Source organism: Mycobacterium colombiense (assembly GCF_001665835.1).
GTDB lineage: Bacteria > Actinomycetota > Actinomycetes > Mycobacteriales > Mycobacteriaceae > Mycobacterium > Mycobacterium colombiense_A.
This window is the reverse complement of record NZ_LZSX01000018.1, coordinates 25,644-38,133: the sequence shown is the minus strand read 5'-3', so window position 1 is coordinate 38,133 and position 12,490 is coordinate 25,644. Positions and strand designations below refer to the sequence as shown.

At 70.2% G+C, this 12,490-nt stretch carries 13 protein-coding genes and 1 pseudogene; 4 read left to right on the top strand and 10 right to left on the bottom strand.

Annotated elements, in window-relative coordinates; translation table 11 throughout:
• The first annotated feature begins 1 nt into the window (after position 1).
• On the top strand, positions 2-841 hold the full coding sequence (locus tag A5760_RS03960) for an SDR family oxidoreductase (RefSeq protein ID WP_064877894.1): 840 nt from the start codon (positions 2-4) through the stop codon (positions 839-841).
• 60 nt (positions 842-901) lie between these two features.
• Here the strand turns inward: A5760_RS03960 and A5760_RS03955 are convergent, their stop codons facing one another.
• Entirely contained in the window at positions 902-1,315 is a 414-nt protein-coding gene (locus A5760_RS03955) for a ChaB family protein (RefSeq protein ID WP_064877892.1), read from the bottom strand.
• A 121-nt stretch (positions 1,316-1,436) separates the two neighbouring features.
• Between A5760_RS03955 and A5760_RS03950 the strand changes: the two genes are divergently transcribed.
• Positions 1,437-1,856: a MarR family winged helix-turn-helix transcriptional regulator gene (locus A5760_RS03950; RefSeq protein ID WP_064877890.1), complete on the top strand. Its 420-nt coding sequence runs from the start codon at positions 1,437-1,439 to the stop codon at positions 1,854-1,856.
• Between the two features lie 85 nt (positions 1,857-1,941).
• Here the strand turns inward: A5760_RS03950 and A5760_RS03945 are convergent, their stop codons facing one another.
• The 3 genes from A5760_RS03945 to rpsB form a co-directional block, all read right to left on the bottom strand.
• The gene (locus A5760_RS03945; RefSeq protein WP_064877886.1) at positions 1,942-3,348 is read right to left on the bottom strand and encodes an amidase; all 1,407 of its coding nucleotides are present in this window, start codon (positions 3,346-3,348) and stop codon (positions 1,942-1,944) included.
• 93 nt (positions 3,349-3,441) lie between these two features.
• Positions 3,442-4,281 (bottom strand): translation elongation factor Ts, encoded by an 840-nt coding sequence (gene tsf, locus A5760_RS03940; RefSeq protein ID WP_064877884.1) that lies wholly within the window; start codon positions 4,279-4,281, stop codon positions 3,442-3,444.
• Positions 4,282-4,293: 12 nt separating this feature from the next.
• The gene (gene rpsB / locus A5760_RS03935) at positions 4,294-5,124 is read right to left on the bottom strand and encodes a 30S ribosomal protein S2 (RefSeq protein WP_064877882.1); all 831 of its coding nucleotides are present in this window, start codon (positions 5,122-5,124) and stop codon (positions 4,294-4,296) included.
• 303 nt (positions 5,125-5,427) lie between these two features.
• On the opposite strand from rpsB, the pseudogene A5760_RS03930 reads away from it, so the two are divergent.
• A pseudogene (locus A5760_RS03930) lies at positions 5,428-5,913 on the top strand (M23 family metallopeptidase); the annotation flags it as partial.
• A 13-nt stretch (positions 5,914-5,926) separates the two neighbouring features.
• Here A5760_RS03930 and A5760_RS03925 read toward each other — a convergent pair.
• Genes A5760_RS03925 through dprA form a run of 4 tightly spaced genes read right to left on the bottom strand, consistent with a single transcriptional unit; the run spans position 5,927 to position 10,106 of the window.
• Positions 5,927-6,823: a tyrosine recombinase XerC gene (locus tag A5760_RS03925; RefSeq protein WP_064877878.1), complete on the bottom strand. Its 897-nt coding sequence runs from the start codon at positions 6,821-6,823 to the stop codon at positions 5,927-5,929.
• A 33-nt stretch (positions 6,824-6,856) separates the two neighbouring features.
• The gene (locus A5760_RS03920) at positions 6,857-8,017 is read right to left on the bottom strand and encodes a lactate 2-monooxygenase (protein WP_064877876.1); all 1,161 of its coding nucleotides are present in this window, start codon (positions 8,015-8,017) and stop codon (positions 6,857-6,859) included.
• Positions 8,018-8,041: 24 nt separating this feature from the next.
• Complete coding sequence (locus tag A5760_RS03915) at positions 8,042-8,899, bottom strand: siderophore-interacting protein (protein ID WP_064877873.1); 858 nt, start codon at positions 8,897-8,899, stop codon at positions 8,042-8,044.
• A gap of 34 nt (positions 8,900-8,933) precedes the next feature.
• Positions 8,934-10,106, bottom strand: coding sequence for a DNA-processing protein DprA (dprA, locus tag A5760_RS03910; RefSeq protein ID WP_419538216.1), 1,173 nt, complete (start codon positions 10,104-10,106; stop codon positions 8,934-8,936).
• Between the two features lie 116 nt (positions 10,107-10,222).
• Here dprA and A5760_RS03905 point away from each other — a divergent pair, with 116 nt between their 5' ends.
• Positions 10,223-10,498, top strand: a complete 276-nt coding sequence (locus A5760_RS03905) for a DUF4190 domain-containing protein (RefSeq protein ID WP_064877869.1) — start codon at positions 10,223-10,225, stop codon at positions 10,496-10,498.
• 26 nt (positions 10,499-10,524) lie between these two features.
• On the opposite strand, the gene A5760_RS03900 is transcribed toward A5760_RS03905, so the two are convergent.
• Positions 10,525-12,036 carry a YifB family Mg chelatase-like AAA ATPase gene (locus A5760_RS03900; protein ID WP_064877867.1) on the bottom strand — a complete coding sequence of 504 codons (1,512 nt, stop codon included), beginning with the start codon at positions 12,034-12,036 and terminating at the stop codon, positions 10,525-10,527.
• Positions 12,036-12,413 (bottom strand): YraN family protein, encoded by a 378-nt coding sequence (locus A5760_RS03895; RefSeq protein WP_064877865.1) that lies wholly within the window; start codon positions 12,411-12,413, stop codon positions 12,036-12,038. The genes A5760_RS03900 and A5760_RS03895 overlap by 1 nt, the downstream gene beginning before the upstream one ends.
• Positions 12,414-12,490 lie beyond the last annotated feature (77 nt).

The following is a 12,490-nucleotide window of genomic DNA, read 5'->3' as shown; positions in this document are numbered from 1 at the left end:
CATGGGCTTTGTGGCGCAACAACAATCCGTCCCCGGCGTGCAGGCGCAGATGGACCCGATTCCGGACTGTGGTGAAAACAGTTACCAGGGCTCGGGAAAACTGCTCGGCAAAAAGGCGATCATCACCGGCGGGGACAGCGGCATCGGGCGCGCGGTCGCGATCGCGTTCGCACGCGAGGGCGCCGACGTCCTGATCGCCTACCTCAACGAGGACGACGACGCGCGCGAGGTCGCCCGCTACATCACTAATGCCGGCCGCAAATGCGTACTCATGCCGGGCGATCTCTCCGACCCTGCGCACTGCCGCGCGGTCGTCGACCGGGCGGTGCAGGAATTGGGCGGAGTGGACATCCTGGTCAACAACTCCGCCTACCAGATGATGCACAAAAGCCTCGACGAGATCAGCGACGAGGAGTGGGAGTACACGTTCCGGCTGAACATCGGCGCGTATTTCTACCTGGCGAAGGCGGCCGTGCCGCACATGAGACCCGGCTCGTCGATCATCGGCAGCTCGTCGGTCAATTCCGATACACCCAATCCCACCCTGGCGCCTTATGCGGCGACGAAGGCGGCCATCGCCAATTTCTCGGCCAGCCTGGCTCAGCTGTTGGGCGACAAGGGAATTCGCGTCAACAGCGTGGCACCCGGGCCGATATGGACGCCGTTGATCCCGTCGACCATGCCGCCGGACAGCGTGGAATCCTTCGGCGACAACGTGCCGCTGGGACGCGCCGGGCAGCCCGCCGAACTCGCGCCGATCTACGTGCTGTTGGCCTCCGATGACGCGAGTTACATCTCCGGGGCGCGGGTGGCAGTGACCGGTGGACGACCGATCCTCTAGCGAAAGCCGTTATCCCGCAGCGGGTTCTGTCGCGCTGCTCACAAGCCCCTTCAGCGGCCGTCAGGTGCCCCGGACCCGGCGGTTGTGCTTCTTGATCGCGTCGACCAACTCCGGCTTGCTCATGGTGGACCGGCCGGCGATGTCGAGGCGGCGGGCCAGCTCGAGCAGGTGCTTTTTGCTGGCGTTGGCGTCGACGCACTCGGCCGACTCTCCGCTGGGCCGCAGGCCGCCGATTTCGGCCCGCTCGTCGGATGGGCCCTTCTCGTCCTTGGCCTCCCAGTGGTCGCCGACCTTTTCGAAACTGTGCTTGACGGCGGCGTACGCCACCCGGTGGGCGCGCTCCTCGCTGCCGTACTCGTCGGCGGCCGCATCATGGGTTTTCGCGAACGTGCGTTGGGCCTTGGCGCTGGAACGTTGCAGAGTGCTGGGCAATTCGCCCTTCTTGGCCGCGCCGCCTTTCGTCGTCTTCGGCATCGAACCTCCTCGTGTGCCGCAAGCGCTGTGGGTAACCGGTCGGTTACCCCGTTGCGGCGCGGACAATCACGGTCTGAACAATGTGCGCAATGCCCGGCGGAAATATGTCAATATCGTTGACATGATTCAGGCCGACGATGCTCCGCTGGGTTATTTGCTCTATCGGGTGGGGGCGGTGTTGCGACCGGAAGTTGCCACCGCGCTGGGTCCGCTGGGCCTGACCCTGCCCGAATTCGTTTGCCTGCGCATACTTTCGATGTTCCCGGGCATGTCGAGCGCCGAATTGTCCCGCCACACCAACGTCACCCCGCAGGCGATGAACACGGTGCTGCGCAAGCTCGAAGAGGTCGGGGCGGTGGCACGCCCGTCGTCGGTGTCCTCGGGGCGCGCGCTCCCGGCCAACCTGACCGGACAGGGCCGCGCCCTGCTCAAGCGCGCCGAAGGAGCGGTCCGCGGCGCCGACGCCCGCATCCTGGCCAAGCTCACCGAACCTCAGCAACGCGAATTCAAAAGAATGCTCGAGAAACTCGGTTCCGACTAGCCGCGGCAATCGCAAGCGCGGCGAAGCCGGGCGAAGCGGGTCGCCGCCACCAGCCCAGCCGGCGAGGTGGCCGCCATCAGTCTGATCACCCGGCGGCGTGGATGCGCGCCCACGGCCGGGCTTCTTCGAGCTCATAGGCCAATTCGAGCAGCAACGCCTCCTGCCCCACATCGGCCGACAGCATCATGCCCACCGGCATGCCATCGGCGGACTGGGCCAGCGGCAGCGAGATCGCGGGCTCTCCGGTCACGTTGTGCAGCGGGGTGAACGAGACCCAGTCGATCAGCCGGCTGATCACCTGCTGGTAATCGGTGGGCGCCAGGAATCCGATGGGGGGTGTCTCGTCGGCGACTGTCGGTGTGAGCACCGCATCGTAGGTGCGGGAGAACTGCGCGGTGCGTCTGCGCGCTCGGCGCAGCCGCACGATCGCCATCGGAAGGCGGTGCGGGTTGCGGCTGGTGTGCCGAAGAAGACCAAGCGTCAGGCTGTCCAGCTTGCTGCGATCGAACGTCTCGCCGAACATGTGCCGCCCGCCGCGCACCTGGGCTAGTGCCAAAAATCCCCAGTACATGACGAAGTCGTCGACGAAACTGGCCGCGACCGGGGGCTCGTCGAGACGTTCGACACGGTGGCCCAGCTCCTCGAGCAGGCCCGCGGACTTCAGCGTCAGCTCCCGCACCTGTGGACTGCACTCACGCCGTACCGAACGGGTGAACACCGCGATCCGCAACCGCTGCCGGCCGGACGCGGTGACGTCCCCGATCGGCGCCAGCTTGGGGTTACGCCAGATTCGCTCGGCCTCTCGGTAGAAGGCCGCGGTGTCGCGGACCGAACGGGTCACCACCCCGTTGGCGACGACGCCGACCGGCATCCGGCGCAGCGTCGGGTCCAGCGGCAGCCGCCCACGCGAGGGTTTCAGTCCGACCAACCCGTTGCAGGCGGCCGGAATCCGGATCGAACCTCCGCCGTCGTTGGCGTGCGCCATGGGCACCACACCGGCGGCGACGAACGCACCCGACCCCGACGACGACGCACCGGCGGTGTAGTCGGTGTCCCACGGATTGCGGACCGGGCCCAGCCGCGGGTGTTCGGCCGACGCGCTGAATCCGAACTCAGACAGCTGCGTCTTGCCCACCGAGGTCAGCCCGGTGGCCAAAAACAGCTCGGTGAAGACGCTGTCCGCGAGGGCATTCCAGCTCGTCCACGCGTCGGTGCCGTGCATCGTGGGCTGCCCGGCGACGTCGACGTTGTCCTTGATGAACGTCGGGACGCCACCGAAGTAACCGCTCGGCGATTCCGCCGCGGCCGCCCGCGCTTGCTCGAAAGCCGCGTACGCCAACCCGTTCAGCAGTGGGTCGACGGCCTCGGTGCGGGCGATCGCGGCCTCGACCACCTCGGCCCTGCCGACCTGGCCGGACTTCAGGGCGTCGGCCAGGCCGACCGCGTCCAGGTCGCCAAGGGCATCGTCGCCGAACGCGTGCACGTGTCGCATGGCAATGACGCTAACCCGCAGACCCGTGCCACCGGGAGGTTTCCCGCCTCGTACGCGGCCCGGACCGCCTCGTGCCGGGCGGTCAGGCCTGAATCAGGCCTGACCCACCTCGAAGCGGACGAACCGCGTCACCGTGACGCCGGCGTCGTCGAGCAGCGCCTTGACCGTCTTCTTGCTGTCGGACACCGACGGCTGTTCGAGCAGCACCGCGTCCTTGAAGAAGCCGTTCAGCCGGCCCTCGACGATCTTGGGCAGGGCCTGCTCCGGCTTGCCCTCCGCCTTGGCGGTCTCCTCGGCGATGCGGCGCTCGCTGGCCACCACGTCCTCGGGCACGTCGTCGCGGGACAGGTAGCGGGCCTTGAGCGCGGCGATCTGCAGCGCGACGGCGTGTGCGGCGTCTTTATCTGCGGCGGTTCCGCCGCCCGAGTACTCGACCAGCACACCGACCGCGGGGGGCAGGTCGGCCGCCCGCCGGTGCAGGTAGGTCTCGACGGTGCCGTCGAAGTTAGCGACGCGGCGCAACTCCAACTTCTCGCCGATCTTGGCCGAAAGCTCCGCGATCGCCTGCTCGACGGTCTTAGTACCCGATGTTTGGTCAATTGGAGAAGCCTTGAGCCCGTCGACGTCCCTGGCCTTCGACGAGACGGCCGCGGCCACGATCTGGTCGGCCAGCGCCTGGAACTCCGCGTTCTTGGCGACGAAGTCGGTCTCGCTGTTGAGCTCGATCAGCGCGCCGCCCTGGGCCGCCACCAGACCTTCGGCCGTCGCGCGCTCGGCGCGCTTGCCGACGTCCTTGGCGCCCTTGATGCGCAGGGCCTCGACGGCCTTGTCGAAGTCGCCGTCGTTCTCGGCCAGCGCGTTCTTGCAGTCGAGCATGCCGGCACCGGTGAGTTCCCGAAGCCGCTTGACGTCGGCAGCGGTGAAGTTCGCCAATGGTCAGCCTTCCTATGAGGATTCAGTGGTTGGTTCGGGGGCGCCCGCAGCGGCTTCGGTGGGGGCGGTGGCGGTAGCGGAGGCCAGCAGCTCCTGCTCCCATTCGGCGAGCGGCTCGGCGGCCTCGGCCTCGGGCTTGTCGCCGCGGCCGACTCCGGCGCGGGCCTGCAGGCCCTCGGCGACCGCCGAGGCGATCACCTTGGTGAGCAGCGCGGCCGAGCGGATCGCGTCGTCGTTGCCCGGGATCGGGTAGTCGACCTCGTCGGGGTCGCAGTTCGTGTCCAGGATCGCGATGATCGGGATGTTCAGCTTGCGAGCCTCCGCGACCGCGAGGTGCTCCTTGTTCGTGTCGACGACCCAGATGGCCGACGGCACCTTGGCCATGTCACGGATACCGCCGAGGCTGCGCTCGAGCTTGTTCTTCTCCCGGGTCAGCATCAAGATTTCCTTCTTGGTGCGGCCCTCGAAGCCTCCGGTCTGCTCCATCGCCTCGAGCTCCTTGAGGCGCTGCAGCCGCTTGTGCACGGTGGAGAAGTTGGTGAGCATGCCGCCCAGCCAGCGCTGGTTCACGTAGGGCATGCCGACGCGGGTGGCCTCGGCGGCCACGGACTCCTGCGCCTGCTTCTTGGTGCCGACGAACAGCACGCTGCCGCCGTGGGCGACGGTCTCCTTGACGAACTCGTACGCCTGATCGATGAAGGTCAGGGTCTGCTGCAGGTCGATGATGTAGATGCCGTTGCGGTCGGTGAAGATGAACCGCTTCATCTTGGGATTCCAGCGACGGGTCTGGTGCCCGAAGTGGGTGCCGCTGTCGAGCAGCTGCTTCATGGTTACGACGGCCATGGTTGTGCCTTACTTGTGTCGGTTGTCGCCTGGCATCGGGTTGAGGCCGGGCCCTGGCGGCTGCTGCGATGCCGGACCCGGCCCGGAGAAACCCCGGTCGGGACCGCCCGGCATGCGATGCGAACTCCTAGTGGAACCAGAGACGCGATGCAGACGCGCGAAGTCAGCCCGCGAACGAGCTGCGACCAGCAGTTTACACCGACTCAGCAGGTGGTTTTGCCACGCTTCCCCAACCGGGGCGCTCGTCCACAAAACCGGCGCGGCCGGATGGCCGGGCGACCGGCGGCACGCTGAACTGCCTGGATGCGATGGACAGCGCTGCTGTTGTGTGCGGGCCTGGTCAGCGCGGTGCCGGCGGGTGCCGCCGAGGATCGCCTGCAGTGGCCGCTGCGCCCGCCGCCGGCCGTCGCCCGGGGATTCGACGCCCCGTCGCCCAACTGGAATCCCGGACATCGGGGCGTGGACCTGGCCGGGGCAGCCGCTCAGCCGGTGTACGCGGCGGGTGCCGGCACCGTGGTGTTCGCCGGGCTGCTGGCCGGGCGGCCGGTGGTCTCGCTGGCCCACCCGGGCGGGTTGCACACCAGTTATGAGCCGGTCCGGGCGGCCGTGCGGGTCGGCCAGCACGTGACGACCGCAACCGTGATCGGCGCGCTGATGCCCGGGCATGCCGGGTGCCCGGCCGCGACGTGCCTGCACTGGGGCGCGATGTGGGGCCCGGCGTCGGGCGCCCGCTACGTCGATCCGCTGGGCCTGCTGGAGTCCACGCCGGTGCGGCTCAAGCCGCTGAACCGCTGAGCGCGTTTCAAGCCCGCGGGTGGGCCTGGTCGTGCACCGCGCGCAGCCGGGACACCGCGACGTGGGTGTAGAGCTGGGTGGTCGCCAAGCTCGAATGCCCGAGCAGCTCCTGGACAACGCGCAGGTCAGCGCCGCCTTCGAGCAAGTGAGTGGCCGCGCTGTGCCGCAGGCCGTGCGGCCCCATGTCCGGCGCGCCGTCCACCGCGGCGACGGTCTGATGCACCACCGTGCGCGCCTGCCGGACGTCGAGCCGGCGGCCCCGCGCGCCCAGCAACAGCGCCGGGCCCGACTCCGCGTTCGCCAGCGCCGGGCGCCCGTCGGCCAGCCACGCGTCGAGCGCCTCGCCGGCCGGCCGGCCGAACGGCGCGCTGCGCTGCTTGTTGCCCTTGCCGAGGACTTTGACGAGCCGGTGATGGGTGTCCACATCGTCGATGTCCAGGCCGCACAGCTCGCTGACCCGGATCCCGGTGGCGTACAACATCTCCACGATCAGCCGGTCCCGCAGCGCCATCGGATCACCTTGCTGCGCACCGGATTTGGCGGCGGCCATGGCGTCGAACGCCTGGTCCTGACGCAGCACCGCGGGCAGCGTGCGGTGCGCCTTGGGGACCTGCAGTCGCGCGGCCGGGTCAGCGGTCAGCAGGCCGCGCCGCACCGCCCAGGCGGTGAAGGCCTTGACCGCCGAGGTGCGCCGGGCCAGCGTCGTGCGGGCGACACCGGACCCGGCCGCGGCGGACAGCCAGGAGCGCAGCAGGGGCAGGCTCAGCCCGTCCAGGCCGGTGCTGCGGTCCCCGATGAACGCGAGCAGCGAGCGCAGGTCGCCGAGGTAGGCGCGCCGGGTGTGCGCGGAACGGCCGCACTGCAAGTCCAGGTACTCGTCGAACTCGTCGAGGATCGCCTGCACTCTCCCACGGTCGCAGGCGCGGCCCCGGGCGCTCTAGTCGACGCGCCGAAGCGTGTCCGGGGTGAGATCTTTGAGCGTCGGGTAGCCGTCGACGGCCATGATGAGGTCGGCTTCGGCCAGGATCGAGCGCAGCACGTGCACGATGCCGTCGGTGCCGCCGAGCGCCAGGCCGTAGGCGTACGGCCGGCCGATGCCCACGGCCGTGGCGCCCAGCGCGAGCGCCTTGACGACATCGGCGCCGCTGCGGATCCCCGAATCGAACAGGACCGGCAGCCCGTCGGCCGCCTCGACGACGCCGGGCAGGCACGCGAGGGCGGGCAGGCCGCCGTTGGCCTGCCGGCCGCCGTGGGTGGAGCAGTAGATGCCGTCGACGCCGCCGTCCCTGGCGCGCCGCGCGTCGTCGGGGTGACAGATGCCCTTGATGATCAGCGGCAGGTCGGTCAGCGACCGCAGCCAGGGCAGGTCGTCCCAGGTCAGAGGATTTCCGAAGGTCGTTACCCACTGCAGGACGGTGCCCTGGGGGTCCTCTTCCGGCGGGCGTTGCAGTTTGGCGCGGAAGACCGGATCGCTGGTGTAGTTGCTCAGACAGAGCCCCCGCAGCTGGGGGAAGTTGGCCGTGGTGAGGTCGCGCGGGCGCCACCCCGGAATCCAGGTGTCGAGGGTGACCACGATGCCCTGGTAGCCGGCGGCTTCGGCCCGCTGCACGAGGCTGGCGGCCAGGTCGCGATCCTTCGGCGTGTACAGCTGGAAGAAGCCGGGGGTGTCACCGAACTGCGCGGCGACGTCTTCCATCGGGTCGGCGGTCAGGGTGGACACGACCATCGGGACGCCGGTGGACGCGGCCGCCCGGGCGGTGGCCAGGTCGCCGTGGCCGTCTTGGGCGCAGATGCCGATGACGCCGATCGGGGCCATGAACACCGGCGACGGCAGGGTCAGGCCGAACATCTCCACCGACAGTTCGCGGTCGGCGGCGCCGACGAACATGCGCGGGATCAGGCCCCAGCGATCGAACGCCTCCCGGTTGGCCCGCTGCGTGCGTTCGTCACCGGCGCCACCGGTGACGTAGGACCACACTGACGGCGACATGGCCCGCTCGGCGCGTGCCTCCAGCTCCGTGAAGGCCATCGGCAGCGCGGGCGCCACCCCGCCGAGGCCCTTGAAGTAGATCTCGTTCTGGTAGTCGCCGAATGCCATGCGATAGACAATGCCAGGCTGCCGTCAGGCTGACGAGTTCGCCGACTCCGCCTGTGCCAGTTCCTTCTTCCACTGCCGGAAGGTCTCCTCAGTGCGTCCGCGGCGCCAATACCCCGAGATCGACGACGCCCATTTGGCGTCCACGCCCCGCTCCTTGCGAATGTAGGGGCGCAGATTGTGCATGACGGCCTGGGCCTCGCCGTGGATGAAGACGTGCACCTGTCCCGGCAGCCAGGGCGCGCTGGTGACGGCCTCGATCAGCGGCGCATGGTCGCCGGCGCGATCCTCGGGAACCAGGTCGGCGCGACCGCCCCGGTAGACCCAGTGCACCTCGACGCCTTCGGGTGCGGTCAGGGGGATCTCGTCCTCTGGGCCCGCGACCTCGATGAACGCCTTGCCGACCGCGCTGGCGGGCAGCGCTTCGAGCGCCGCGGCGATGGCCGGCAGCGCCGATTCGTCGCCGGCCAGAAGGTGCCAGTCGGCGGCCGGGTCGGGCGTGTACGCGCCGCCTGGCCCCATCAGGTAGACCGGCTGGCCGGGCTGGGCGTTCGACGCCCACTGACCCGCCATGCCGTGCTCGCCGTGCACGACGATGTCCAGCGTGATGCGGCGTTTCTCGATATCGACGTGGCGGACGGTGAGGGTCCGCACCGAAGGCTTTTTCTCCGGGGGCAGGTCGGCGAAGCTGTCGAGTGTCAGCGGCTCGGGTAAGCCGGCCACGTCCACGTCGTCGGCGACGAAAACCAGCTTGACGTAGGAGTCGGTGAACTTGCTGGGCACGAAAGCGTCAAAATCCTTGCTCCCGAGCACTATCCGCACCATGTGCGGTGTGAGTTGTTCGGTACCGACAACTTCGAAGCGTTGCAGTGGTCGACCTGCCACGTGTCCTCCTGTCCAAACCCCGACCCCCGGTCGACTATACGAGTCGCGTCGTTGACGCAGCTTGGCCTGCGGCGACCCGGACAATCCGCCACCGCCCGTCCTGGCGCTGCACCAATCCGGCCAGCTCGAGCATCGCCAGCGGCCCCAGCACCAGCTCCGGCACCATTCCCGATGCGACCGCGATCTCGTCGACCGTGGCGGCGCCGCGGCCCGGCAAGGCCTCGTAGATCCGGCGTTCGGCGTCGCTGAGGCCGTCGAGCGGCGTCGCCGGGTGCGGCTCATCACGGGACAGTTCGCCGACGTGGCCGACGAGCTCGACGACGTGGTCGGCGCGGGTGACCAGTTCGGCGCCGTTGCGCAGCAGCGCGTGGCAGCCCGCCGACGCCGACGACGTGACGGGCCCGGGCACCGCGGCCACCACCCGCCCCAACGCCCGCGCCCAGGCCGCGGTGTTGGCCGCGCCGCTGCGGAGACCGGCTTCCACCACGACGGCGGCCCCAACGACCGCGGCCACCAGCCGATTGCGGGTCAGGAACCGGTGGCGGGCCGGGCGAATGCCGGGCGCGTATTCGGTGAACAGCAGCCCGTGCTGACCGATCCGGTGCAGCAGCGCGGTGTGACCGCTCGGGTAGGGAACGTCGAGCCCGCCGGCCAGGACGGCCACCGTGACGCCGTCGCAGTCCAGCACGGCGCGGTGCGCCGCGCCGTCGATGCCGTAGGCGCCGCCGGAAACCACCGCGACGTCGCGCTGGGCCAGCCCGGCCGCCAGTTCGCCGGCGACATGTTCGCCGTACGCGGTCGACGCGCGCGTCCCGACCACGGCGGCCGCCCGGTGTGCGACCTCATCGAGCCGCACGGGCCCGTGCGCCCACAACGCCATCGGCGCAATCATCGGCGCACCACCGCCGGGTCGCGGTGCGGCACCGTGGAAGGCGGCGAACGCCAGCAGCGGCCACTCGTCGTCGTCCGGGGTGATCAACCTCCCGCCACGCCGCGCGAGCATCTCGAGATCGGCCGCACCGCGGTCGATCTCGCGCCGGGCCTCGGTGCGTCGGGCCACGTCGTCGTCGACCAGCCCTCGCCGGACCCGCTCGGCGGCCTCCACCGGGCCGACGTGCCGCACCAGGGCGCCCAGCTCGGCGCAGGGCGGCTCGGCCACCCGGGACAGATAGGCCCACGCGCGCAGCGCGGGATCGTCGAGCGCCATCGTCATCGCAGTGCCCCCGGCTTCAAGGATCCGCCAAGGATCCTTGCAGCCCCGCGCGCGAACGTGGTGTTGTCAGCCGCCCGCCGCACGCCGGCCCGCAACGAACGGAACGACCCATGATCCTCGACCTGCCGATGGTGTACAGCGTGTCCGAGCGTCCCAAGAACCCATGGGCCGTCGCGGCGTTCGCGCTCAGCCTGGTCAGCTGGATCGGTTTTCCCATCCCCGTCATCAGCATCGGCCTGGCCTGCCTCGGGTTGCGCGAGATGAAACAGCGGGGTGAAAGCGGCCGCGCCCTGGCCCAATTCGCCCGCGCGTTCGCGCTTCTGGTGACCGTCGCGATAGCGGTGCGGGGTGGGCACACCGATTGGCTGACCATGGCGCGCTGGTAGCGCGCCCGGCAGCTGGGCCGCGGCGCTCATCGCTGCGCCCCGGGCTGACGGAAGCTGAGTGCGGCGGCGACTTCGTCGGTCCCGGGCGAGGTGCGACCGGCCAGGTCGGCCAGGCTCCACGCGACCCGCAACGTGCGGTCGAGGCCACGGATGCTGAGCAGCCCGCCGTCCAGCGCCCGTTGCAGCGGCTCCATTGCCGCGTTGCTGGGACGGAAATTTCGGCGCAGCAGTGTTCCGCTGACCTCGCCGTTGGTGCGAAATCCGTGCGATGACCAGCGCTCGGCGGCGGCCGCGCGGGCCTGCGCCACCCGGTGGCGGACCTGCGCCGTCGATTCAGCGTCTCGGCCCGCGAACGCCCCGGCCTTGACCTGATGCATCTGCACGCGGAGGTCCACACGATCCAGCAGCGGCCCGGACAGCTTGCCCAGGTAGCGGCGTTTGGCCGCCGCCGCGCAGATGCAGTCCTGCGGGTCGGCCGGCGCGCACGGGCACAGGTTGGCGGCCAGCACCAGCTGGAACCGGGCGGGATAGCACGCCACCCCGTCGCGGCGGGCAAGCCGAATCTCGCCGTCCTCCAACGGTGTTCGCAAGGCTTCCAGCGCACTGACCCGGATCTCGGCGCACTCGTCGAGGAAGAGCACCCCGCGATGCGCCCGGCTGACGGCCCCGGGGCGCGCCATCCCCGACCCCCCACCGACCAGCGCGGCGACGCTGGAGCTGTGATGGGGCGCCACGAACGGCGGTCTGGTGATCAGGGGTGTGTCGCCCGACAGCAACCCGGCCACCGAGTGGATCGCGGTGACTTCCAGGGACTCGGCATCCGTCAACGGCGGCAGCAAGCCCGGAAGGCGTTGCGCGAGCATCGTTTTGCCCACTCCCGGCGGGCCGGTGAGCATGAGGTGGTGCGCCCCGGCGGCGGCCACTTCCACCGCAAACCGCGCCTGCGCCTGCCCCACCACGTCGACCAGATCCGCCTCGGGCTCCCCGTCCGTGGGCTCCGCGTCGATCCTGCCGTCCAGGGCGCCGGAGCCGCTGAGCCACTTCTGCAGCTGCCCCAGGGTGCGCACGCCCCACACGTCGATGCCGTCGACCAGGCTGGCCTCGGCGAGGTTGTCTACGGGCACCACCACGGCCGGCCAGCCGTCGCGCTTGGCGGCCAGCACGGCCGGCAGCACCCCACGCACCGGCCGGACCCGCCCATCCAGGGACAGCTCGCCCAGCAGCACCGTTTTGTCCAGCCGGTCCCAGGGGTTCTTGCGCTGCGCCGACAACACCGCGGCGGCCAGGGCGATGTCGTAGACCGACCCCATCTTGGGCAACGTCGCCGGCGACAGCGCCAGGGTGAGCCGCGCCATGGGCCAGGTGTTGCCGCAGTTGGTGACGGCCGCCCGGACCCGGTCGCGCGACTCCTGCAGGGCCGCGTCGGGCAGGCCGACCAGGTGCACGCCCGGCAGCCCGGAGGTGATGTCGGCTTCGATCTCCACGATCTGTCCGTCCACGCCGCGCACCGCGACGGAGAACGCGCGTCCCAGCGCCATCAGCCGATTCCTTGCAGGTGGGTGATTTCGGGGGTGCGCCGGCGCCCGACCCGCACGCCGATCACGTCGATGCGGATCGCCGCACAGCGCTGGTCCTGGCCGGCCAGCCACAGGCCGGCCAGCCTGCGCAGCCGCAGCACCTTGCGCGGGGTGACGGCATGGGCCAGTCCCCCGTATCCGTCCCCGGTGCGGGTCTTCACCTCGACGAACACCACCGTCGAGGTGGCGTCGTCGCGGGCGATGATGTCGAGTTCGCCGTAGCGGCAGCGCCAGTTGCGCTGCAGGATCCGCAGTCCCATCCGCATCAGGTGATCCACGGCGAGCGCCTCGCCCATCGCCCCCAGCTGGATCCGGGTCATCGTCGTTTCGGTCGTCATGGGGGCCACCGTGCCCGGCGCCCCGGACGGGACGGGCCACCATCGCGACCCGCGGCCCCGCGCGACGGCCGGTTATC

Bases quoted from the DNA above. Each gene is read 5' to 3' on its own strand.
- A5760_RS03920 (WP_064877876.1), bottom strand. From the start codon at position 8,017: ATGGCATTCGGCGACTACCAGAACGAGATCTACTTCAAGGGCCTCGGC.
- A5760_RS03895 (WP_064877865.1), bottom strand. From the start codon at position 12,413: ATGACGACCGAAACGACGATGACCCGGATCCAGCTGGGGGCGATGGGC.
- A5760_RS03950 (WP_064877890.1), top strand. From the start codon at position 1,437: ATGATTCAGGCCGACGATGCTCCGCTGGGTTATTTGCTCTATCGGGTG.
- A5760_RS03945 (WP_064877886.1), bottom strand. From the start codon at position 3,348: ATGCGACACGTGCACGCGTTCGGCGACGATGCCCTTGGCGACCTGGAC.
- A5760_RS03905 (WP_064877869.1), top strand. From the start codon at position 10,223: ATGATCCTCGACCTGCCGATGGTGTACAGCGTGTCCGAGCGTCCCAAG.
- A5760_RS03955 (WP_064877892.1), bottom strand. From the start codon at position 1,315: ATGCCGAAGACGACGAAAGGCGGCGCGGCCAAGAAGGGCGAATTGCCC.
- A5760_RS03960 (WP_064877894.1), top strand. From the start codon at position 2: ATGGGCTTTGTGGCGCAACAACAATCCGTCCCCGGCGTGCAGGCGCAG.
- rpsB (WP_064877882.1), bottom strand. From the start codon at position 5,124: ATGGCCGTCGTAACCATGAAGCAGCTGCTCGACAGCGGCACCCACTTC.
- A5760_RS03900 (WP_064877867.1), bottom strand. From the start codon at position 12,036: ATGGCGCTGGGACGCGCGTTCTCCGTCGCGGTGCGCGGCGTGGACGGA.
- dprA (WP_419538216.1), bottom strand. From the start codon at position 10,106: ATGGCGCTCGACGATCCCGCGCTGCGCGCGTGGGCCTATCTGTCCCGG.